This window comes from Leptospira weilii serovar Ranarum str. ICFT (genome assembly GCF_000332415.1).
In the GTDB taxonomy this organism is placed as follows: domain Bacteria; phylum Spirochaetota; class Leptospiria; order Leptospirales; family Leptospiraceae; genus Leptospira; species Leptospira weilii_A.
The window spans coordinates 38,338-60,190 of sequence record NZ_AOHC02000037.1 but is presented as its reverse complement, the minus strand read 5'-3'; the positions used below and the strand labels follow the sequence as shown (position 1 = coordinate 60,190).

Here is a 21,853-nt window from a genome sequence, read left to right as displayed (position 1 = left end):
ACGCACATTGAAAGATTTTTCCGATTTTTTCCGAAACCCGCACGTCTGGGATCGTGAAATCGTCGCCGCCGGCGGCGATCTTTCTCCCGAGCGACTTTTATACGCTTATAAGAACGGAATCTTTCCTTGGTCGGATCAACCGATTCTTTGGTACTGTTTGGATCCGAGAGGAATTTTCGATCTCAATAAACTTCACGTTTCAAAACGATTGAAAAGAAAAATCAATCAAAAACGTTATACGATCACTTTCAACCGAGCCTTTGAACAAGTTATGCGCTGTTGTGCCTATCGTCCCGGAGAAGAAACCTGGATCACGGATCTTTTTATCAAAGGTTACGTCGAATTTCATAAACTCGGTTACGCCCATTCCCTAGAAGTTTGGGATGAAAACGGAAAATTGGGCGGCGGGGTCTACGGAGTCGCAATCGGAAACTTTTTTGCGGGCGAGTCCATGTTCTCCTTCCTTCCCGATTTCGGAAAAATCGGACTCTTTTATTTATTCGAAACTCTTAAAAAGGATCGGTTCACTTTGTTTGATACCCAACAACTCAACGTCGTTACTCTGGGTCTCGGGGCTTATCAAATTCCAAAAAAAGAATATCTCAAACGATTGGAATCGGCCATCGTTTCCGACAAAAAATGGAACCCTTCTTTGTCCGTTCTTTAAAAAAACGTATTTACATTTTTGCTTAGGGTGTTGGACTTCTCCAATCAATCACTCTATTCAATAGGAAATTTACCAATGACCCTTTTTAAAAAAATTCTTGTTCAACTTTTGATCGCCGCTATGGCTTTGACCGGATTCTCAGGACTCGTCGCAGAAGAACCCGCTGCAGACGCTCCGAGTGAACAAACTGAAAGCCCGAAAGAAACTAAGTCCGAGAAAAAAGGAAAAAAAGCTAAGAAATCCAAGAAGGCTAAAAAGTCCAAGAAATCGAAAAAATCCAAAAAAGAAAAAGCGGAAAGTAAAAAAGAAGAAGCGGCTCCTTCTTCCGAGTCTTCCGCTCCTGCCGGCGAAGAGCAATAATATCTTCCTCCGTCTATCTTTAAAAAGGATAGACGGATTCTCTTTTTGCGCCGCACTCCCTCCGAACCCTTCTCTAAAATTTGATTGACTCTCTCCATTTTTCTCTTAGCTTAATTCAGCCTTTAATCAACCGAAAAATCATTTCGGTAAAAACTCACACAAGAGGAATTGAAAATGTATAAAAACCTCGCGGATATGTTCATACAATCCACCGAGAAATATGGGGATCACCCCGTATTTTGGAGCAAGGGAGAAGATAAGGAATTTCATCCTACTTCTTATAAACAGTTATATGATATGGGAATCGCACTTGCGGAAACTCTCATTCACATGGGATTGAAAGCAAGGGAACACGTCGGAGTATTGGCGGATAACAGACTTGAGTGGATGATTGCCGATTATGCGGTTCAGTTTTCCGGCGCGGCTAATGTGCCTAGGGGGGTAGACGTCACCGAATCCGAATTGGAATACATTCTTCATCACTCCGAAGCAAAGATCGTTTTTATCGAAAACGATAAGATGTTGGAAAAATACAATAAGGTTAAATCAAAACTTCCTAAAGTGGAAACGATCGTTATTATGGATAAGAACTCCTCTGCAAAAGGAAAACACATTCATAAAATTTACGATCTGATCGAGGAAGGAAAAGCCCTCAGAGCCAAAGGAAGTAAAAAAGCGGAAAAAAGAATCGAAGAAATCAAACCCGACGATCTTTTTACTCTCATATACACTTCGGGAACGACCGGAATGCCGAAAGGCGTCATGCTTACGCATTCCAACATGATCCACCAAATGGTTCATGTAGTGCCGATGCTTCTGACGGATATAAAACCCACGGATAGTATGCTTTCTATATTACCGATTTGGCATATATTCGAAAGAGTGAACGAATACGGGGCCATTTCGAGCGGCATTCAAACGTATTATACGAAAGTGTCCGATCTCAAAAACGATTTAGCCAAAGCGAAACCTTCTTTTATGGGTTCGGCGCCTCGCGTTTGGGAAAGCGTTTATACGGGAATTTACAACAAAGTAAACGATCCGAAACAAACTCCGCCGATCCGCAGAGGTTTGTTTAAACTCGCGTATTTCTTCTCCAAACATTACAACGCCTCCAAAAGATTTTTGAACGGATTGGAAGTGGACTACGAAAATAGAAATATACTTAAGTCTTTTGCGATCGGAACCAAATCTCTGATTGTTCTTTTGTTAACGGGACCTTTTACGGTAAGCACTATGGCGATTCTGGCTTATCTGACTCTTCCCGCCTACGGAATTCGTCTTCCCGGCTGGCTTTTCTTTACGATCGCCGGACTTGGGCTCGTCTTCAACGCTAAAACTTTGGATGCGATCGTTCTTTCTAAAATCCGCGCGGCTACCGGCGGAAGACTGAAAGCATCCCTGTCCGGAGGCGGGGCGTTGCAATCACACGTGGATAATTTCTTCAACGATATAGGAATGCTCGTTTTGGAAGGATACGGAATGACCGAAACCAGCCCCGTGATTTCGGTAAGACCTTTCGTAAAACCGATCATCGGTTCCGTGGGCTTTCTGGTTCCTAAATCCGAACTGATTATCAAAGACGAAAACGGCAACGTATTGACTCATATCGACGATAAGTTCGAGGTTCTTGCGGGTAAATTGGGCCAAAAAGGAATCATTTTTGTAAAAGGTCCACAAGTGATGAAAGGTTATTATAAAAATCCCGAAGTCACTAAAAAGACCATCGTGGGCGGTTGGATGAATACCGGAGATATCGGATTTATCAACTTCAAGAAAACTCTCACGTTAACCGGAAGAGCGAAAGACACCATCGTACTGTTAGGCGGGGAAAACGTGGAACCGATTCCGATCGAGAACAAAATGGACGAATCTCCTTTTATCAAACAATCTATGGTAATCGGTCAGGACCAAAAGGTTTTAGGCGCGATTATCGTTCCCGATATGGAACATTTAAGCGTTTGGTGTAAGGAAAACGGAATCGATTCTTCCAAAGCCGATGAATTGATCAAAAATCCTAAGGTGATCGACTTCTACAAAAAAGAAGTTCGTAACTATAACAGCACGAAGACTGGTTTTAAATCTTTCGAACAGGTTCAACATATCGTTCTCGCCAAAAAACCTTTCGAGGTAGGCGACGAGTTGACCAACCTTCTTAAGATGAAACGACACGTGATCACAGAAAAATACAATAAGGAAATTAAGAAACTCTACGACAAAGATTGAATTTAAAATTTGTTTTTGTTTCAAGAGAAAAGGCCCGGGTTTTTTACTCCGGGCCTTTTTTATTCCTATATCTTAGATGGAACCGATTGAAAGAAATTTCCAAAACGACCCGTAATCGGATTCAGATCGAAATGAGATCACTCAAACGATTCGTTGGCTCTGGAACACGCTTGGGTTCTTTTTATAGAGGAAAACTAAGTTTTGCGATCGATATCGATAATGAAAGTTGTATATTGTTTTTCACGTTAGCTACAATCGGGATACAAGATCGCGATTTGTTTAAAAGAAATCAAGGAGGCGAATTCCCGGAGCGATCTCTTCTCCTTCCTTCAAAATAGAAGGATCGTGCAACGTGAAAATTTTGGTTCCCTTATCGTTCAAGATTCGAGCGTATTCCACAAACTCACGATTTCGTTTTAAAGAAAATGCCGCTTCTTTGGGAAGACCGATTCCATTTTTACATTCTTCGATAAAGTAACATTCGTCGCCCGTAAATAAAAACTGTTTCCCCGAAGGGGCAATCCATTCTAAAGCCTGGGAACCCGGCGTGTGACCGCCCGTGAATAGAATTTGCAACCCCGGTAAAAGGGAATAGGCTCCGTCGAAAGAATGAAGTCGATTGGTTTTGACCAAAGCTTTTAAATAATCGGATTGTTTCGGAAAGTAAGATTCTTTTTTCAGAAGATCCAAATCGTGATTTTGAATGTGAATCGTCGCGGCTGGAAATAAAAAAATTCCTCCCGCATGATCGAAATGAAAGTGCGTGAGTACGACGTCCGTAATTTCTTTCGGATCGATTCCGCATTTTTTCAAAAGACGATCGGGGCTTTCCAAGGAAGTAAAACCGAATCGTTTTTTGTAGGATTCATTCACGAAACCGGAATCCACCAAAATATTTTTTCCAGGAATTCGTATTAAATAAAAGAGATAAACGATTTCACGACTTCCTTCATCTTCTTCTACGTTTAAAAAACGATCCGGATATAAACTTCTTCCGTACGTGAACGCATAAAGCCCGAAGTTTGACTTACAATTTTTGGCAACGTCCGCCGCTGGAGAATTTACATTTTGATTTTTGGAAACGGCAAGGTTTGAATCATTGCCGTTTTGTTGATTCGAAGTGCAGTTTAAGAGAAAACCGAGAACCACAAACAATACGAACCAAGTTGTTTTCATTTCAACGCTTCTACGGGTTGGCTTTTGATCCTGGAAAATCCTTTTTGAAGAGGAGTTCTAAATTGCATTAGAATTCCTTTATGAAGATGACCGGACAACAACATCCATTCCTGTAAGTTCTCCAAAGATTGAACGTTGTAATGCAAAGGATAATCCACGGGAATTTTTTCTCCGTCCGGAGATCCGTATTCTTCCTTGGTTCCGTTTTGCATCGTTCTTAAAACGATTCCTTTTTCATCCGTAGGCAGGCTGAGTAAGTTGTCGCGAAAACCCGGAGTATAAGAAAAATAATCCTCGATGTTGGAAAGATAAACAACTCGGATAGGAACGTTCAATCTTGCGGCTCTTTCCCCGACGGACCTCATACTTTTTTCCGCGTTGATATCCCCTTTTAAAATCTGAATTCTTCCTTGAAGAACCATGTTACGAACATAATCGTATTCTTCTTCGGAATGAATGAAAGTCTTAAGACCGAATCTCTGAGAAGTTCGATCCAGTTCGTTCCATCTTTGAGGAATATCCGATTTGCCTCGGTGTGCAACCTCCCATGCCTCTCGGATCAAAGACCACTCGGGATCTTTTTCCCATTCTTTTTTTATGAGTTCAAAGGATGATTGTTTATTTTTTCGGGACCAAAGTTCCCGGTACGATTCCGGATCGGGAGCGAGTTTAAAAAATAAAAGATGAATCCGATTGATTAAACAAATCGTATAATCAAAATCCATTAACCATACATACTTGCTCTTTGCCCAAGCGATGAAGGTAAAGTTCTGATCGGTTCCGGCTCCGAGATAACCGCCTTCCAAATTTTCGATATAAGGTCTGAAAAGATCGATCCGGAGTTCGTTCGATGCGGGATAATGTCTGCCTCCCAAATCCTTGGAATCGAACTCGTCGATTTTTAAAGGAACTAAAAACAGTTTTTCATTTTCCGCAAGAGGAGAAACGATCCACGGATCTTTCGGAGGAGGGGTTTTACAAGAGGAACCGAGAACAATAAGTACCGTTAAAATAAACGGCATCGTTTTAGAATGAAACATAAACCTAATTACTTCGAGTTGAGTTTATACCAGTTCAACCATTCGTTCCGAGAGTAAAAGTTCTTTCCTGTGATCGATGAGAGCGAAGCCATTAAAAGTTTAGAACTTACGGCCCGGTTCTCTTCCAAAATTCCGATCAGAACGGGAACGCTGGTCGGATCTTTTCTTTTTCCTAACTCGGAGATTGCAACCTGTTGTAAGGAAACGTTTTTATTTTGCGCAAAATTCTCCAAAATCTTACTCGATTTTTCCCCCGGAATCGACGCGATCGCGGAAAGGACAACGGAAGCCGAGTCCGGATTGTTTTCCGCAATCTCCGCCAGAGTCGAAAGCGCTTCCGGAGAACGTAAAAGTCCAAGCGATTCAACGGCCAACAAAGAGAGTTTCGGATCGGAGGATTTTGAAGCCGCAATTATATCATCCAATGTTTCGGTCGCTTGTAAAATTCCCAAAGACCAAACCGCTCCATATCTGCCCTCTCCTTCGGGTTCTTTGAGAACATTCAATAAAACCGGAATACTCTTTTTATCTCCGAGATAACCGAGTGATCTACCGATGATTTCTCGATCGGGTAGTTTAGAATTTATGAATATATTTTCGATTGCCGTACGCGCATGATTAAAACGAATTCTTCCTAAGACCATGGCCGCAGGTGCAACCGCATCCGGATCGTTTGCCTCAAGAATTTTCAAAACCTTGGGTCCGGTTTCCGAAGAAGGAATTTCCGAAAGAACGTTTACGGCGCGATAACGAATTTCTCGATTTTTATGCTTCAAGATCGGGATCGTGGATGAAATCGCAGCCGAACTTTTAATTTCAATTAGGGCGAGCGCGGAATTTTCGCTTCCTTTATCGAAGTCTCCCGCAAGTCCTTGGATTAAAATCGGAATCGCGTTTTTACTGGAAATTCTTCCCAAAGCGAGATAAGCAGCGGCTAACGTAGGAGATGGTTCCGTCGTTTTCGCAAGCCTTATCAAATACGATTCCCCGGAACGAACTTTAAGTTTTCCTAATGCCATTGCATATGTTTTCGCGAGTTCCGAATCTTGATTTTTGTCGGCTAAAACCAGAATCTCTTTGCCGTAAGAATTGGCCCGAATACGAACCAAGGTATCGACCGCGATCAACCTCAAAGTGGAATCCGGAGATTGCAAAAAAGGGAGGATCGCTTTAGCCGAGGAAGAATTTTCCATTCTCGCGAGGGCTTCCAATACGATATCGGGAGTGACGCCGGACCCGTTCGACAAGAGGTTTATGATTTCCGAAGTGGAAACCCGGTCCTTCCAAGTTCCGAGCGCAATCGCGGCGGTTCCCCTCACCGCGGGATTCGGATCCGTTTTCAGTAATTTTCGAATCTTATTCAAAGAAGGTTTATGATTTATATTAGAAAGTTCTAAAATTGCTTGGGCCCTAATCCGAGGATTTGAGGAATTCAATTCTTCCCGAATTTGTTCCAATGGAATTTCTGTTTCCTCCTCCGGGACCGGTAACATATCCGGTTTTGGAGGCCGCTCGCAACTCCATAAAATCAAGGTACAAAATAATAATAATCGCATAAACTCTCCCATATTTTTGCGAGCGACTTTGTAAAATGGAAAATATCAAGAATCCGGAATCTGTTTTCGAACTTGTTTTAAATCCGAAAGTTCTTTTTTCCAAACGACGAGATCCTGATTGGCCGTCTCCATCTGTTCCAATTCCAGCCTTTCCTCTTGGATCGTATATTCAATTAATTGAATTCTAGATTCCAGCTCTTCTATCTTATAATTAACGTAAACGAGTTGTTCTTTCGGATCCACACTCGATTCGGAAGGAGCTTTGGGTTCCCTTCCGGGTTCCTCGTATTTTCCCAAAGAACGCGCGATTGCGTCTTTGGTTTCCAAGTCGGCGACCGTATCCAATCTTTCTCTCGCTTCTTTTTTCTCCGCTTCCGTCAGGATAGGTCGGAACTCCGAAGGGATGTATAAGTTTTTCGGATATCTTGCTATAAAGTCCGCCCATTCCTTCCGAATCTGTTCTTTTTCTTCGGGAGTTTTTTTAGGGCGAAACGCTTCGGGCCAAAGTTTTTTCGCCTGAACTTCCAGATCCGGATCTTCGTTAAAAGGATGAGGTGCGTCCGGAAAATAAGGATCCATTTCGGAATAATATTTTGTTTTTAAAACGACATCATTTCCCTCAGAGACCGAAAACGATCGTTTTTTGGAATCTTCCGGCAAAAAAACCAGAAGTAATATTAAAAATACTGCAAGTATAGAGGTTGCAAAAAAAAGTTTCTTTTTAAATTCCACAAAATCGACCTCCAAAATAAAAGAACGCCGCCTCAAATAAAGGCGACGTTTGTATTTCCTTTTTCTTTAGGTTGAAAAAGAATTCTCTTAGACAAAAACTCCGATTATCCAAGAGATGAATCGTCCGAAAAAAGTCTCAGTCAGGAATTTCTTTAAGTCGATCGGATTTCTATTTAAGCTGTCGTGATACCAAGCGGTGTATTCGCTGACTTGAGGAATGTTCAAACCGTACCGATTGTTAATGGCTTTAATCAACTCGTTCGCTAAAATCGCATGCCCGAGCATATTAGGATGTACGCCGTCCAGACTAAAAACTCCCGGCTGACCCGGTAAAGGCCAGTGTGCACGCGCATAACCCGGACTCCAACCCGAATGACTTTTTATGAGACGTCCGTTTTCTTTTAAGTCGTCAAAAACGACTTTTAGATCCGCAACTGCAAATCCCATCGCCGCACCTTGAGCCTTAATTTCGTTGTTCAACATAGTTAAGAACTTAGTAATATTTGCAACTTCATCCGCATCTAAAACTTGACCCGCATGGGATACGGAATTACGGTAGAATGCTTTCAATCCAGTGTGATGCCTTTTTCTTTGAGGATCCGTGTAATGTTCTAAGTGCGAAATCGCGGTTAAATCCGGAGTCGTAAATAGGACTCCACCTTTTATGCTTCCAATCGCGGCCAAACGTTTCATCACCGTACGAATATCATGTTTAAAACGAGCTTCGTTCAAACAAGAAGTAGAAGTTGAAAGAGCGCTACAAAGAACATAATTCCCCGCCGCAGTTCCGAAAAGAAAAGTAGGTTTGACTTTTTCCATGATCTCAAGTTGAGTCCCGGAATTCCGAAGTCCGAATCGATGGAACTTATCGGGTGTTTTACAATCGTTGACTCGCGCCCAGCGATATGTATGCCAATACCATGCCGCCCAGTACCATTCTTTACTCCATTTAGTCGCCGTAATGTCATCACATTGTCCGGAAGTTTTTAAAACGGAATTATATTGAGCTCCTGAAATTCCCGCATTGGTAGGAAGCCTAACGGTGGAAGCGTTTCCTCCAATGAGAGACTTCACCATACAAAAAATACCGCATTCGCCTTTTATTATATCTTCGAAGTTGAGATAAGGTCCATTAAGAACGTTATACGAAACGGAAGATCCGGCTTGTTTACTGACTAAAACAGGATAAGCCCAATCCTGAGTTTTTTTCTCAACCGTAGCGCCAAAGAAACCTTGACTCAAAGAATCACCGATCACTCCGGGTTTTGCAAAAAGCTCGCTCTGAGATTGCGCGCCTAAGGTTCCGACTTCAAACGCGAACCACAACGTAAAAACCATAGCCCACTTCACTTTTTCAACCATCACTATTCTCCATTTTTATCAAGGGCTTGGAAAACGATTCATTCATGAAAGAACTCGATCTCGTTATCCTATAACCTTCGTTATTATAATGAAGTTAAACGCTAAAAAACAATCAGTCAATAGGATTTGCAAAATACATCCTTAACGAGATTTTTTTTGCAGTCCAACGTAAGATCCGATACAAGAGTAATGGATGAAAAATTCATATTTGGCGCTTAAGTAACTATACTTAAGAACATAATTTTAAATTAATATATAAAAATTATTCTAAATTAATATCTATTACTTAAGAAGTAAAAAGATTAGCTTTGTTGAAAAACTTTCTTCGTAGCTACAAAAATAAAAATTCATTCTATAATATATATGGAACCCGACCGGGACGATTTCAGCTCTTCTTTTCAACCTTTACGACGACTTCGAAATGTTTCGTTCTTGGAAAAAAATCGACTAACGTTACGTTCAAAAGTTTATAATTCTCATTCAAAATCAGAGATAAATCTCTCGCAAGAGTGGTATGATTGCAGCTCGAATATAAAAATCCGTTCGGATTTTTTTCGATGAGCGTTTGCAAAACCTTTTTGGACAAACCCCCCCTCGGTGGGTTCATAATCCAAAAAGAAAAATGCGACGCGTCCTCGATCGAATCCGTTTCTAAATTCAGACTTTTGAAATCACAGGAAAAAATCCCGTTTTGTAAAACATTTTCCTTTGCTTGTTTAACGGAATCCGAAGAAAGCTCGTAACCGATCCAATTTTCGGTCTTGGATCCAAGAACGATAGCGATCAATCCCGATCCACAATATAATTCTAATATTCCATTTTGATTTTCCGGAACCAATTCGAAAATTTTTTCGAGCCAAGGAACGATGAGATATCGATTTACTTGCGAGAAACCTCCGGCCGGAATTTCCCAAACGATTTCCTTAGGTTTCGGGACTGAGATCTTTTCTCGAAAGGCAACAGATTCCTTTTTATAAGGAACGACCTTGGTTCCTTCCAATCTGAAGGAAAGAGTTTTTGATTTAGAAAAAGGAGCCGACCCCGTTTTTTCTTTTTTTAGAAATTCAATAAAAGCCGAGTTCATTTCTTCCGGAAGATTTTTACATCCGTCTTCTGGAAAATTTACGATCGAATGCGAGAACTCTTCATAAAAACCCGCAACTCTTTTATTCCCTGCAAAACCCAATTGAATCTGCGCCGTGTTTCTATATCCGTTCGGCTCACCGCTAAGAATTTCAATTTCAGGAATTTGAATATGATTCTTGGATAAAAAACGTTCCAGCGTTTCTTGAAGAAGAAATTTTTTGATCTCCAATTCCTTTTGATAAGAAACGTGACGATAAGAACAACCTCCGCAACGAGGAAACGCAGTACAATCGGACGCAATCCGTTCCGATGAAACTTCTTCAATTTCGGAGACAACCCCCCAAAACAAAGAACCGGATTGTTTGCGAGGAATCACGGAAACCGATTCACCGGGAATCGCATTTTTCAAAAAGAAAGCGGCTTCTTTCGAATTTGCGATCGAATAACCTAAATTCACCCAAGAACGAGGTTTGAGTAAAATTGGATCCGAAAGGTTTTTGTGAATTTTTTTTTGGGAATGGTTTTTATGTCCCTCGGTTTTCATCTCTTTCGGCAACGTCTTCCAGGAAATACCAAGATCCACGAGCGCAAAGAACAATTCACCTTGACATAGGGGGGTTTTCTCGCGGTAAAGTAATTTCGTCGGGAGAAGTGGCTGAGTGGTCTAAAGCAGCGGTCTTGAAAACCGTCGTGGTAATCCCACCGTGGGTTCGAATCCTACCTTCTCCGCTGATGGAGACGTGCCTGAGTGGCCGAAAGGAGCAGTTTGCTAAACTGTCGTACGGGTAACTGTACCCAGGGTTCGAATCCCTGCGTCTCCGAATTTTGTTTTCATTTTACTTGAGCAATCGGAATCCTTCCTCTATGTCCTCTGAGCGTTTCAAAACCCGGGAATTTATTCAGGAAACATTGAGAGTTTTAAAAAGCGACGAGCTTCCTGGTTTAATCGCCGCCTTTTCTTACGTTCCTTTTTTCGGCTGGGTGTTCCTTTGGATTTTTCGCAAGACACAAAAATTCGCCTCTTTCCACATCCTTCAGTCCTTAAAACTCAATGTAGGATTTATCGTAATTTATTCCGTGGTTTGGTTTCTAAGAGAATTTCCCGTTATTAGTTGGATCTTATCTTTGATTCGGATCAACCCGATCGTTACGGACTTTATCAGTTACGTTTCTTGGATCGTATTTCTAGGTTACAGCGCGCTGGGAGCTTGGAACGCATATCAAGAAAAAGAATTTACTCTTCCTTATTTCCCGGAGATGGAAAATGAACTTCAAAGAATATTTAAAAAAATACGAACCGGTTCTCCGTAACTTTCCCGAAATCGCCAATCGATTTCTTAGATCGGAAAGATTTCTAGTTTACTTTGTCTCTCTGCCTTTTTTCGGAACCTGGTTGATCGGTTTTACTTTTTATTGGGAGAATCAAACGGTTCGAAAATATTCCGGAATTTCCTTCGTGAACTTTCTTTATTTTCTCGGATTTCTTTCGGCGAGTGTTTTGGTTTCTTGGGTTCCGATTGCAGGCCCTTGGCTCGGTCACATGATCCATCTTACCGGGATTTTGATTTATCTTGGAATTTCCGGATTACTGCTATACAATTACACGAGTGCAAAAAAGATTGCACTTAAGATTCCTGAGAAACATCTTTCTCTTTTGGAATCTTACATCCATTGACCCACGCGCCCATAGCTCAGCTGGATAGAGCGTCTGACTACGGATCAGAAGGTCGGAGGTTCGACTCCTTCTGGGCGCGCCAATTTCCTTCAAAATTTTAAACTCTCATTCATAGAATTTATCTTAAATTTATATCCGGGGTCTTTTCATTTTCTCAAAAAATCTTAGGATGAAAAGTTCTAACGCGACACAATATGCTGTCTCAGTTCCATCTCGCATGGAGTCAAAAGCGACCGTTATGGAATCCTTTTTTTAGAAACACAATGAGAGAAAAGTTTATAAATGCAGATACATCAAAAAAATTTATTTTCCCATTCATAAGAATCTTCCTATTTATAAATTCAATCTCGCTGCGGGAATCGAATACAACACTTTGAACGCGAGGGTTATTTCAGTTGTCATTCTATCCTTTTTCAAATGTTTTGTAAAAAGGAACACTCGAGGAAAGGAAAAATGGCAAATATCTATTACGACGCCGATTGTGATTTAAACTCGCTCAAAGGTAAAACCATCGCAGTGATCGGTTACGGAAGCCAAGGACATGCTCAGGCTCAAAATATGAAGGATTCCGGACTCAAAGTCATCATCGGTTTAAAAGAAGGATCCAAATCGGCTCAAGACGCCAAGAACGCAGGTTTCGAAGTTTATAACGTCGCGGAAGCTTCTCAAAAAGCGGACATCATTCAAATTCTTGCTCCGGATACGATTCAAGCGGATCTTTATAAAAAAGATATCGAACCGAATCTTAAAAAAGGGGACGCTCTCGTTTTTTCTCACGGATTTAATATTCACTACGACTTCATTCAACCGCCTAAAGAAGTGGACGTTTATATGGTCGCACCCAAAGGTCCCGGTCATCTCGTTCGTAGGGTTTATACGGAAGGCGGCGGAGTTCCTTGTTTGATCGCGATCTATCAGGATTCAACCGGCGAGGCTAAGAAAAGAGCGCTCGCGCACGCGGCCGGAGTCGGCGGTGGTCGCGCCGGAATTCTCGAAACTTCTTTTCGTGAAGAAACCGAGACGGATCTTTTCGGCGAACAAGTCGTTCTTTGCGGCGGCCTTTCCAATCTGATCATGGCCGGTTTCGAAACCTTAACCGAAGCGGGTTACGATCCTGAAATCGCCTACTTCGAATGTCTTCACGAAGTGAAACTCATCACCGACCTCATCTACGAAGGCGGATTGGCGAGAATGAGATTCTCCATTTCCGACACCGCGGAATACGGCGATTACGTAAGCGGTCCCCGTATAATCGACGCGGGTGTAAAACAAAGAATGAAGGAAGTTCTGAACGATATTCAAAAAGATAAGGGAGCAAAATTTGCGACCAACTGGATGGCCGAAACAAAAGCGGGTTATCCAAACTTTAAGAATATGAGAGATAAGAATGCCGCTCATCCGATCGAATCGGTGGGTAAAAAATTAAGAAGTATGATGAAATGGTTATCTAAATAATTTCCGTTTTAGATTCTCTTTGAATGAGAAACCCGGCGGATTTCAATCTTCCGGGTTTTTTTATACGTTCGCCGAATTACGATTGGAATGAGTTCCCAATTGCGAAGGGCTCGTTCCAAAACCCATTCGATTTTGGAGTTCTTACGTTTTAGGTTTTTATACGGGCTCTGAATTTTGAGACCCGTTTCGGTTCTAGATTTTTCTTCGACTCGAATCATCTAAAAAGTTTAATCTTTGGATGTTTTCTTTTTGATTTCGGTGCAAACTTTAAATCATATCCTTTTTCAAATAAACTCGGACAAATAAAAAAGATTCGGGTTAAAAAATCTGAAATGAAAACGTTCGTTTGGGGCAACGAACGACCTTTTGAAATCGGAAAATTCTTTCCTTAATTTCGAAGTCTCGATTCTTTCCTTAAAAAAATAATGACAAAAGGGTTTCTTTTGTTACCTTGATTCCATTCTAAATCATACCTAGGAGGCCAGATTTGAAATCCAAGTTATCGGCAATCAGCGTCTGTTTGTTTTTGTTTTTCGCAACGGATGCATTTGCACAAAAGAGATACGGACTTATTTTCGGTTCCAATTATACCGGCAATAAAGCCGGAATTCCGGAACTCAATCTTTGTGAAGCGGACGCAACTTATCTGAACGATGAAATTCGGAAGGTCGGAAACTTCGACGAAGTAAAGATCGTACTCGGAAAAGAAGTCACAAAAGATAATATAGAAAAAGAGATCAAGGCCTTAGCCAAAAGAGCGGGTGATAACGATACCGTTCTACTTTATTTTTCCGGCCACGGCGCATTTCAAAGAGACGCGTCCGCGAAAAACGGAATGAGAAACTTGATCATCTGTTACGATAGACCTCATCTTCCGGACGACGAACTCAACAAGTATTTAGAAAAAGTAAAATCTCCAAAAACGGTTTTTATTTTCGACTGCTGCTTCTCCGGAGGGATCGCTAAAAAAGGAAAATCGACTCGAGGCTCCGCCGATGTTCCGATTCCGGAAGGAAGTAACGGAACCGTAAAACAGGACTCTGAAGATTTTTTCTTTCAGGACAAAACGATCATCTCCTCCGCCGATGACAACCAAACCGCGATCGAAGTCGGTGGTAACATCAATCACGGGATTTTTACCTACAACTTCGGACGTGCGCTCGGCACCGCAGACTTAAATAAGGATAACGTTGTTACCGCGCTGGAAGCCTTCTTCAAATCGAGAGAAGAAACCGTTCAGATGGCTAAGAAGTTTCAACACGAACAGGTTCCTCAGATTTCCGGAAACGCTTCGGGTATTTTCCTTTCCGGTAAAAAAACTCCGGAGCCGCCAAAACCCATCGATCCTCCAAAACCTCCCGCGCCATCCGTTGAGCCTGAACCCGATCCGGTAAAACCCGATCCTTCTCAGCCCGTAGTAACTCCGGAAGAACCACCCGTAGTTCCGACAAATGAAAGAGGGGATTTGGTGTTAAAAACTACGATCATTCAAGATCGCGCCTACGGTCTTTCGGATCTTCCTCCCGATATTTTGATCTTTGCGAAGAAAAAAAGAAAAGGGAATCGGAACGTTAAGGTTTATATCGACGATCAGGAATTTACTTCAAACGTGACTGCGATTTCTTCCAACTTTTGGGGCGCGGTTAAGAGACAAGGACAATTGATTCCGGGTAATATCTATACGATCACACTGAGTAAAGTTCCTGCGGGAGTTCATAAGATTACGATCAAGGCCGACGACTATCCCGAAATTCAGGAAACGTTTGCGGTCCTTCCGAATAAGAAGAATGAACTTCCGATTAATGTTTCCATGAGCGGTTTCGGAGCGATTCAAGGAAAGGTTTTTTACAAAACTCTGGATAATCCTGTGATCAATCAGCCGATTTTTATGCCTACGATTTCCAGCGTTACCGGAATTCAGAAATTGAATACCGACAACGATGGAAATTTTTGGTTCACAAATCTCAAACCGGGTGATTATGAAATCAAGGCTTCTTTTGCGGAAGATTTGAATCTGAACAATTCAATGATCAATGTAAGAGAAGGGGACGTTACCAAGGTGGATGTCATTCTAAACGTAAAGATGCCTTCTACCAAAACGAAATACTAAAAACCGTATTTCGGATTCTAAACGAAAGCCCGCTGTGAGCGGGCTTTTTTGTTATATCGAATTCAATCCTATAGAACGACCTAAGTAACTAAAGTGGCACTGCTCCCTATGAGTAGCAGCACCAGGGAGCGAGACGTTTTAGTTTCACAAAATTGTGGGAGTTCCCACAATTTCAGGTTTTAGAATAAACTTTTAGTCTTTCAAAAAATTCTTCCATTCGCCGGATTGAAATCTGCGTTTGCGGATTTCCTTTAATTTTTTCATCTGGTCCGCGTTGAGAAGATTTCCTGCTTTTAGGCCGGATTGGGGAAGAATCGTGTTGTTTACGAGGTTTGCGACGGTTTTGTCGATTGAAAGAAAGGAACTTTTTAAGTCCGGGTCCATCTCTGGGTAAAACATTTTTGCGCCTCCGTGCGACTTTCTGGTTTGGTTCGGGATTTATCTATTGGGGAGCCATTCGATTCTCTTCCTTGAGAAAGCAATTGACCCCCAAAACTATCTATCGAAGAAATTGGAAAATCCTTGAGCTTTTTTTTCTTGTACGAATTTTCCTAAAACGATAAAATTGCAAAAAAATGCAGATCCGGCTGATCAACAATACGGGTAAAAGAACGGGAAGATTCGTCGCGTACGAGTACGGAACGGATTTGTTCGGATACGTATATGTGGATAAGATCAAAGGCAAAGAACGCGGTAAATTGGTTTCGCGCTGGGTTATGCCCGACCTTGGATCATTGGTTCGTTTGTTGGACTTTGAAATTTATAAACGAGAAAACGAACATTACGAAAATATAAGTTCCCTTACCGGATGACACCTTCCCATCGGATCGATCGACTCAAACGCAGAGTCGAAAAATTAAAACGACTTTACGATCGAGTTTCCGTCCTTCTTTCCAGACTTTCCTTATTTCGACTTATTTTCTTTTCCACATTTGTTCTTTGCATTTCCGTCCTCTATTATTTACGCTTTTCGATCGTTTATTATTTTCCTTCTTTCATTCTTCTTTTTGTTTTTTTCTTTTTTGTAGGAAGATATAAAAAAACCCTTTCGACTCGGGAAAAAATTCGACTTTGGATTTTCGTTTTAGAAAGAGAATCCGCGAGAATCACAATCAAAGGTTTCGGTAAAAAATTCGGAACTCGGATTGGATTGGAAAAAATTTCTCCCTTAGCGAGGGATTTGGATCTATTCCGGGAAACGGGACTGTTTCCTTGGTTGGATACTACGTTTACCGCAAATGCGGAACGGAAGTTGATTTCCGTTTTGGACCCAGAGAACTTTTCCGCCGATTTTAAAAGAGAGAATGTTCTACTCCGTCAGTCCCTCGTTCGATCGATTTCCGAAAAAACATTAGCAATTCCTAAAATACTCAGACTCGCTTCCTACCTACAAGAAAATCGGGATTCTACATTGAATCCTAAAAAGACGGAAATGACATTGATTCAGAGCGACGACACTTCCGAACTCTGGAACCGATATCCTTGGTTGAAAAAAATTTACAGACCGGTTACAATCCTGGTTCTTGCGTTGATTCCGGCGAACGTGTTGTTGGGCGTTCCTTTTCCGGCGTCCGTTTTGTTTTTAAACTTAATCCTATTCGGATTGTATCGTTCTCGTTCTTTGGAAATTTTTAGTCAATATTACTCCCTTTCCGGTAGTATCGGAGGACTTCAGAAAATTCTAATATACTTAAAAGGGCTGAACGTCCGGGACAAAGACGGTCGGTTTCTTTTACGGGATACTTCCAAAGAAGAATTAAAATCCACGTACGAAGATCTGGATCGTATTTTAAAACGTGTCGCTTTGACCGAAGCTCCTCTATTACATCTGATTTTAAATAGTCTCTTTCTTTACGATCTTTGGATCTTACAGAAAATTTCCAAATGGAAAGAGAAACACTCCGCACTTTTGGAAAAGTCCATCGAGGATTTGACCGTATTCGATTTTCTTTTTCCTTTTGCGAATTTGAAATGGATGTTTCCCGATTATTGTTTTCCGGAAATTCTTTCCGAAAATTCTAAAGAAGGAATTTCGGGAAAAGATATTTTTCATCCTCTTCTTCCTTCGGAGTCCAGAGTTTCCAATCCGTTGGATCCGGTTCAAGAAGGGAATATCGTGCTTATCACGGGCTCGAACATGTCCGGTAAAACCACATATCTACGTACGCTCGGGGTTGCTTCGATTCTTGCCTTAGCCGGCGGTCCGGCGCCTGCGTCCCGATTTTCCCTACCGATTTTGCAAGTTCATACGAGTATGAGAAACGAGGATAACTTAGAGGAAGGAATCTCCTTTTTTTACGCGGAAGTAAGAAGACTTTCCGAGATCGTCAAAAAGATTCAAAATCAGGATTTGCCCCATCTCGTTTTGCTGGATGAGATTTTAAAGGGTACAAACACGAGAGAGCGTTCTCTTGCTTGTAAGGGAATTTTGAAAGAACTCAAAAAAAATCGCGTCATCGGTTTGGTCACAAGTCATGATTTGGAACTTGCAAAGGTCGAAAGTGTTATCTTAAAACATTTCCAAGAAGAAATTTTAAACGGTACCATGTATTTTGATTATAAGATCCGAGAAGGATTGGTTCAGACAAGCAACGCGTTACGAATTTTAGCGCAAGAAGGGTTGGATCTGGATTTCACTTAACGCGAGTTCGATGTAAAAAAATTTTGGCTTAAATAAAGCCCGGTCTTGAAAATACGGAAAGATAATTTCAAAAACAGGAATATACGTATATGATTGTATTTCAAAAGATAGGGTCCGGGGAGAACACACGATGAAACCGCCCGGAGAGGGGGTAGCGAAAGACGCGTGTGTTTTAATGGGTGGCGGTTAAGGATCGGATGTCGGGATTTTAGACGTCAGGGGACACGAATCAGGTCGATCGCGAAGCGATCGTTAAGAAATGACGCATAACGCGTCTGAAGCGAGGGGGACTCATCCCCCTTTGAATCTAATTCTTGTTCAATAGAACGATACTCGCTAAAAGGGAAAACGCCCCTAAGGAAGCCACCAAAGTCGGCACCGGAAAAAAATAAAGAAAACCCGTGACGCCGAAACAGGTTATACAAAAGAAAACCGGAATCAGGAGTTTCAACGCTGCGTTCGGATTCGATTCGGAAAGATTGGATAATAACCAAAGAAGTATCGTCAAAAAAATCAACACGATACTCAAATTCAAACTCATTCCCGTATAAAATTGATCGTAAGTGCTCGTAACTCCGTCCATCGGAATCCTGGTTTGTTGCATCTTAGAAATCGCATTTAAGGCTTCCGAATCCGTCGTGTTGTACCGAGTGAAATGTCCGATCGAATGTCCGATTGCAAATACGAGCATCAATACCGATGCGATACGAATGAATAATTTTGGTTTCATAAAATCTCCTTTAGATTTTTAAATTATTTCTTTTTGTTCTTTTCTTTGGATGTAAACAATCCCTTAAATCCTTCCCAAGCGTCCCTTACGTATTCCGATGCGACCGATCCGGCGATTCCTCCTCCGAAAGGTCCGCCGACCAGCGTGAAAAACGGGGCGAGGATCGTACTTCCCGCAAAAACCGAACCCAACCAGATCGGATCTATATAAGGAATCGATTGTTTATAAATTCCCTTATAAATAATCGGAATTTTTAACGCTCTTCCCACAATATTTCCGCCGAGCCTTAAGTTCACGATAACATCCACGTTTTTTTCAAAGCTGATGTTTCCTTTCCCGTCGGCTTCCAATCCGTTTCCTTGCAGTTTTAGATTCGGAAAGTAAAGGTGATTGTTTTCGATTTTAAAATCCGATTTTAAGGAAGAGAATTCGACCTTTCTTCCGTCGATTCCGTTGAACGAAATGATTTTTCCGAGAGTGTTTAAAACCGGAATCATGAAGTTTGCGTAACCGAGTAGTTCCCCGTCGATAATTTGAAGATTTCCGGAGCCTTCCATATTCCTGAAAAATTCCGCCACGAAATCCGAAGACCGGTTGTGAACTTCCGTAACAAAGCTGAACTTGCTGAACATGTCTCCGGTGATGATTTGTTCGGTTACGTAAGGCATAAGAAGTCGATCGGATTGAATTCGATACACTTCGCCCTGAACCTCGAACCTGGATTGGAACGGATTAATTTTAGATTTTCCTAATATTTCTCCGTTGTATATGTAAGCGTGAAAACTCGATATGTGTATCCAGGGATATGTGTATTTGATTTCCGCTTTTAAAACGGGAAATCTGTGTTTCAACGCGTAGACGTTCTTTAAATCCGCACTAAAATAAAAAACTCCGTCCGGTCGATTCGGATCGTCGAACTTCTTTGTGAATTCGAAAAGTTTTCCCAATCGGAATATACTGTGATAATCCGCATAATTCGCTGTGATTTGAAAGAAAACATTCGTTTTGTAATTCCATAATACTTTCCCCTTGGCGCTTCCTTCGGCGATCCCGGGCCAGACGACGGTGATATATGGAAATTCCAATTTTTTATTCGGAATATCCAATTTCATTTCCATGTTTACTTTGATGTCGCCGAACGGATTGCCGCCTTTATACGCGAAATTTTTCGCTTGTGCGGTTACGTTGAATTTGATCGATTCATTGGAAGCTTTATCGATTTTGATTGTACCGTCCAAGATCGTTTTTGAAAAATCCGCGTTCGGAAAAATAAACAACAAATCCCTAAAAATCGAAAGAGAACACTTATCTAAAATGATCGTAGATTTAAATTTTAACTTTTCAAGAGTCGTCGAAAATTCATCCAAACCAACGCTTCCGTAAATCTGAAAACTTTGACCGTCTAACTTCCCCTGTAGAGTCAGATCGAAAGTATTTCCGTAAAAGGAAATGCTGAACGCCGAATTCCAAAGATAAATCCCGTATGTTTTATTATGGGCATCGTCCTGATAGTGAACGTAAAAGTTTTCGATTTGAACGTTTTTTAATCCGACTTTAAAAATTTCTTTCGGATTGAAGGAAGCGCCGCTTCCCGGAGACGGATCAAAAATCCTTATGGTCTGTGTTTGATGATCGGTTTCCGGCTCTTCTTTTTCCTGCTGAAAAAACTCGATTAGATCGACGGAGCCGTCTTTGTTTTTATGAAGATTGATCTTTCCGCCTGAAATATAAATGTCTCTGATTTCCACTTTCTGACCCAATAAACCGAGCCAGGTAATATCGATCTTAATCCGATCGCTGATTCCTACGATCACGTCCCCGCTTCGAACCTGAACCGTTTTAAGTTCTATTCCCGGAAACGGAAACAAAACCAAATCCGAAGTATCGACTTTTACTTCCAGGCCCGTTTCCTTTTCGATTTCGGTAAGAATGAAGTCCTTGTAAAAATCCTGGCGGACAAGAATGGGAACTAACGTGAATATGATAAGAGTAAGAATCTGAAACAAAAGAATCGAAAAGAACTTGATTCGATTATTATATAAAAATTCTTGAATGCGCTTCAAAAATTTCATCTTATATAATCCAGTGGAAAGTGGCACAATGTTTTTTGGTCGTTTTTGATTTCCTTCCAAGTCGGAACCTGGGACTTGCATAAATCCTGAGCGATCGGGCATCGGGTATGAAAGTGACACCCGGAAGGTTTGTTTACGACGCTCGGAATTTCTCCTTTGAGAGGGGTTCTAATTTTTTTTCTGTCGTAGACGTCGAACGTGGATTGAAACAACGCTTTTGTATAAGGATGTGCGGGAGAAGAGACTATGTCTCTCGTTTTGCCGAGTTCGACGATTTTTCCCAAATACATGACTGCGATCCTGTCCGAGATCGATTTTACCACACCGAGATCGTGAGAGATAAACAAATAGGAAAGACCGAAGTCTTTTTTTAATTCGACCAAAAGTTTTAATACTTGAGTGCCGGTGGAAACGTCGAGAGCGGAAACCGATTCGTCACAAATGACGAACTTAGGTTTTAAAACGAGCGCTCGTGCGATCGCGATCCTTTGTCTTTGTCCTCCGGAAAATTCGTGAGGGAACCTGGAAAGAATATCGGAGGATAAATTCACTCTTTCGAGAATTTCCTTGATCTTTGTTTCCGCTTCTTTCCCGGATAATTTTTCGTGAAGTTCCAATCCTTCCATTAGAATTTCTGCAATCGTCATTCTTGGATTGAGAGAAGAATACGGATCTTGAAAGATAATCTGAATATCCTTTCTGAAAGGAAAAAACTCGGAAGAAGAAAGAGAAGTGATTTCCCGGTTTTCGAAATAGATCGATCCAGATTCGGGCCTGATTAGTTTTACAAGGCTTCTTCCCAACGTGGTTTTACCACAACCCGATTCTCCCACGAGTCCCAAAATTTCATTACGTTCGATCTCAAGATCGATTCCGTCCACCGCGACGATTCGATTCTTTTTAAAACCGAATCCCGATTTCGTATAATAACTGATTGTAAGATCTTGAATGCGAATCATGATTCG

The 21,853-nt window shown here is 41.4% G+C and carries 19 protein-coding genes and 3 tRNA genes; 12 read left to right on the top strand and 10 right to left on the bottom strand.

Going from position 1 to position 21,853, the window contains the following annotated elements; genetic code table 11:
* Nucleotides 1–7: 7 nt before the first annotated feature.
* The 3 genes from aat (at nucleotide 8) to LEP1GSC060_RS11225 (ending at nucleotide 3,253) form a co-directional block, all read left to right on the top strand.
* Complete coding sequence (gene aat, locus LEP1GSC060_RS11235) at nucleotides 8–667, top strand: leucyl/phenylalanyl-tRNA--protein transferase (protein ID WP_003004456.1); 660 nt, start codon at nucleotides 8–10, stop codon at nucleotides 665–667.
* 75 nt (nucleotides 668–742) lie between these two features.
* The gene (locus LEP1GSC060_RS11230; protein WP_003004197.1) at nucleotides 743–1,027 is read left to right on the top strand and encodes a hypothetical protein; all 285 of its coding nucleotides are present in this window, start codon (nucleotides 743–745) and stop codon (nucleotides 1,025–1,027) included.
* A 174-nt stretch (nucleotides 1,028–1,201) separates the two neighbouring features.
* On the top strand, nucleotides 1,202–3,253 hold the full coding sequence (locus LEP1GSC060_RS11225; protein WP_003004832.1) for an AMP-dependent synthetase/ligase: 2,052 nt from the start codon (nucleotides 1,202–1,204) through the stop codon (nucleotides 3,251–3,253).
* Nucleotides 3,254–3,532: 279 nt separating this feature from the next.
* On the opposite strand, the gene LEP1GSC060_RS11220 is transcribed toward LEP1GSC060_RS11225, so the two are convergent.
* The 6 genes from LEP1GSC060_RS11220 to LEP1GSC060_RS11195 all read right to left on the bottom strand — a co-directional run bounded on the left by LEP1GSC060_RS11220 (nucleotide 3,533) and on the right by LEP1GSC060_RS11195 (nucleotide 10,749).
* Nucleotides 3,533–4,429: an N-acyl homoserine lactonase family protein gene (locus tag LEP1GSC060_RS11220; RefSeq protein WP_003004925.1), complete on the bottom strand. Its 897-nt coding sequence runs from the start codon at nucleotides 4,427–4,429 to the stop codon at nucleotides 3,533–3,535.
* Nucleotides 4,426–5,469: an LIC_10091 family lipoprotein gene (locus tag LEP1GSC060_RS11215; RefSeq protein ID WP_003004320.1), complete on the bottom strand. Its 1,044-nt coding sequence runs from the start codon at nucleotides 5,467–5,469 to the stop codon at nucleotides 4,426–4,428. Before LEP1GSC060_RS11215 ends, LEP1GSC060_RS11220 begins: the two co-directional genes overlap by 4 nt.
* Nucleotides 5,470–5,477: 8 nt before the next feature.
* Nucleotides 5,478–6,962 (bottom strand): HEAT repeat domain-containing protein, encoded by a 1,485-nt coding sequence (locus LEP1GSC060_RS11210; protein ID WP_036096215.1) that lies wholly within the window; start codon nucleotides 6,960–6,962, stop codon nucleotides 5,478–5,480.
* 108 nt (nucleotides 6,963–7,070) lie between these two features.
* Nucleotides 7,071–7,757, bottom strand: a complete 687-nt coding sequence (locus LEP1GSC060_RS11205; protein ID WP_036096302.1) for a hypothetical protein — start codon at nucleotides 7,755–7,757, stop codon at nucleotides 7,071–7,073.
* 87 nt (nucleotides 7,758–7,844) lie between these two features.
* Nucleotides 7,845–9,119 (bottom strand): SGNH/GDSL hydrolase family protein, encoded by a 1,275-nt coding sequence (locus LEP1GSC060_RS11200; RefSeq protein ID WP_003004723.1) that lies wholly within the window; start codon nucleotides 9,117–9,119, stop codon nucleotides 7,845–7,847.
* Nucleotides 9,120–9,504: 385 nt separating this feature from the next.
* Nucleotides 9,505–10,749, bottom strand: a complete 1,245-nt coding sequence (locus tag LEP1GSC060_RS11195) for a class I SAM-dependent RNA methyltransferase (RefSeq protein ID WP_036096300.1) — start codon at nucleotides 10,747–10,749, stop codon at nucleotides 9,505–9,507.
* 101 nt (nucleotides 10,750–10,850) lie between these two features.
* Here LEP1GSC060_RS11195 and LEP1GSC060_RS11190 point away from each other — a divergent pair.
* The 7 genes from LEP1GSC060_RS11190 (at nucleotide 10,851) to LEP1GSC060_RS11155 (ending at nucleotide 15,445) form a co-directional block, all read left to right on the top strand.
* Nucleotides 10,851–10,934 (top strand) — tRNA-Ser (locus LEP1GSC060_RS11190).
* A 5-nt stretch (nucleotides 10,935–10,939) separates the two neighbouring features.
* Nucleotides 10,940–11,026 (top strand) — tRNA-Ser (locus LEP1GSC060_RS11185).
* Nucleotides 11,027–11,069: 43 nt separating this feature from the next.
* A complete protein-coding gene (locus LEP1GSC060_RS11180; RefSeq protein WP_003004158.1) occupies nucleotides 11,070–11,516 on the top strand; it encodes a hypothetical protein in 447 nt (148 codons plus the stop codon).
* A complete protein-coding gene (locus LEP1GSC060_RS11175; protein ID WP_003004798.1) occupies nucleotides 11,470–11,880 on the top strand; it encodes a hypothetical protein in 411 nt (136 codons plus the stop codon). The genes LEP1GSC060_RS11180 and LEP1GSC060_RS11175 overlap by 47 nt, the downstream gene beginning before the upstream one ends.
* Before the next feature lie 5 nt (nucleotides 11,881–11,885).
* Nucleotides 11,886–11,962, top strand: a tRNA-Arg gene (locus LEP1GSC060_RS11170).
* A 371-nt stretch (nucleotides 11,963–12,333) separates the two neighbouring features.
* Nucleotides 12,334–13,335 (top strand): ketol-acid reductoisomerase, encoded by a 1,002-nt coding sequence (gene ilvC, locus LEP1GSC060_RS11165; RefSeq protein ID WP_036096298.1) that lies wholly within the window; start codon nucleotides 12,334–12,336, stop codon nucleotides 13,333–13,335.
* Nucleotides 13,336–13,822: 487 nt separating this feature from the next.
* A complete protein-coding gene (locus LEP1GSC060_RS11155; RefSeq protein ID WP_003004638.1) occupies nucleotides 13,823–15,445 on the top strand; it encodes a caspase family protein in 1,623 nt (540 codons plus the stop codon).
* Between the two features lie 192 nt (nucleotides 15,446–15,637).
* On the opposite strand, the gene LEP1GSC060_RS11150 is transcribed toward LEP1GSC060_RS11155, so the two are convergent.
* Nucleotides 15,638–15,844 (bottom strand): hypothetical protein, encoded by a 207-nt coding sequence (locus LEP1GSC060_RS11150; RefSeq protein ID WP_003004816.1) that lies wholly within the window; start codon nucleotides 15,842–15,844, stop codon nucleotides 15,638–15,640.
* A 176-nt stretch (nucleotides 15,845–16,020) separates the two neighbouring features.
* Here LEP1GSC060_RS11150 and LEP1GSC060_RS11145 point away from each other — a divergent pair, with 176 nt between their 5' ends.
* Together LEP1GSC060_RS11145 and LEP1GSC060_RS11140 are read left to right on the top strand one after the other, a co-directional pair.
* On the top strand, nucleotides 16,021–16,257 hold the full coding sequence (locus tag LEP1GSC060_RS11145) for a hypothetical protein (RefSeq protein ID WP_003004379.1): 237 nt from the start codon (nucleotides 16,021–16,023) through the stop codon (nucleotides 16,255–16,257).
* On the top strand, nucleotides 16,254–18,086 hold the full coding sequence (locus tag LEP1GSC060_RS11140; protein WP_003004557.1) for a MutS family DNA mismatch repair protein: 1,833 nt from the start codon (nucleotides 16,254–16,256) through the stop codon (nucleotides 18,084–18,086). The genes LEP1GSC060_RS11145 and LEP1GSC060_RS11140 overlap by 4 nt, the downstream gene beginning before the upstream one ends.
* A 307-nt stretch (nucleotides 18,087–18,393) precedes the next feature.
* Here the strand turns inward: LEP1GSC060_RS11140 and LEP1GSC060_RS11135 are convergent, their stop codons facing one another.
* From LEP1GSC060_RS11135 to LEP1GSC060_RS11125, 3 genes are read right to left on the bottom strand one after another with little or no spacing between them, the layout of a single operon-like run.
* A complete protein-coding gene (locus LEP1GSC060_RS11135) occupies nucleotides 18,394–18,816 on the bottom strand; it encodes an LIC_13387 family protein (RefSeq protein WP_003004791.1) in 423 nt (140 codons plus the stop codon).
* A gap of 23 nt (nucleotides 18,817–18,839) precedes the next feature.
* On the bottom strand, nucleotides 18,840–20,888 hold the full coding sequence (locus LEP1GSC060_RS11130; protein ID WP_003004288.1) for an AsmA family protein: 2,049 nt from the start codon (nucleotides 20,886–20,888) through the stop codon (nucleotides 18,840–18,842).
* A complete protein-coding gene (locus LEP1GSC060_RS11125; RefSeq protein WP_003004366.1) occupies nucleotides 20,885–21,847 on the bottom strand; it encodes an ABC transporter ATP-binding protein in 963 nt (320 codons plus the stop codon). Before LEP1GSC060_RS11125 ends, LEP1GSC060_RS11130 begins: the two co-directional genes overlap by 4 nt.
* Nucleotides 21,848–21,853: the final 6 nt, after the last annotated feature.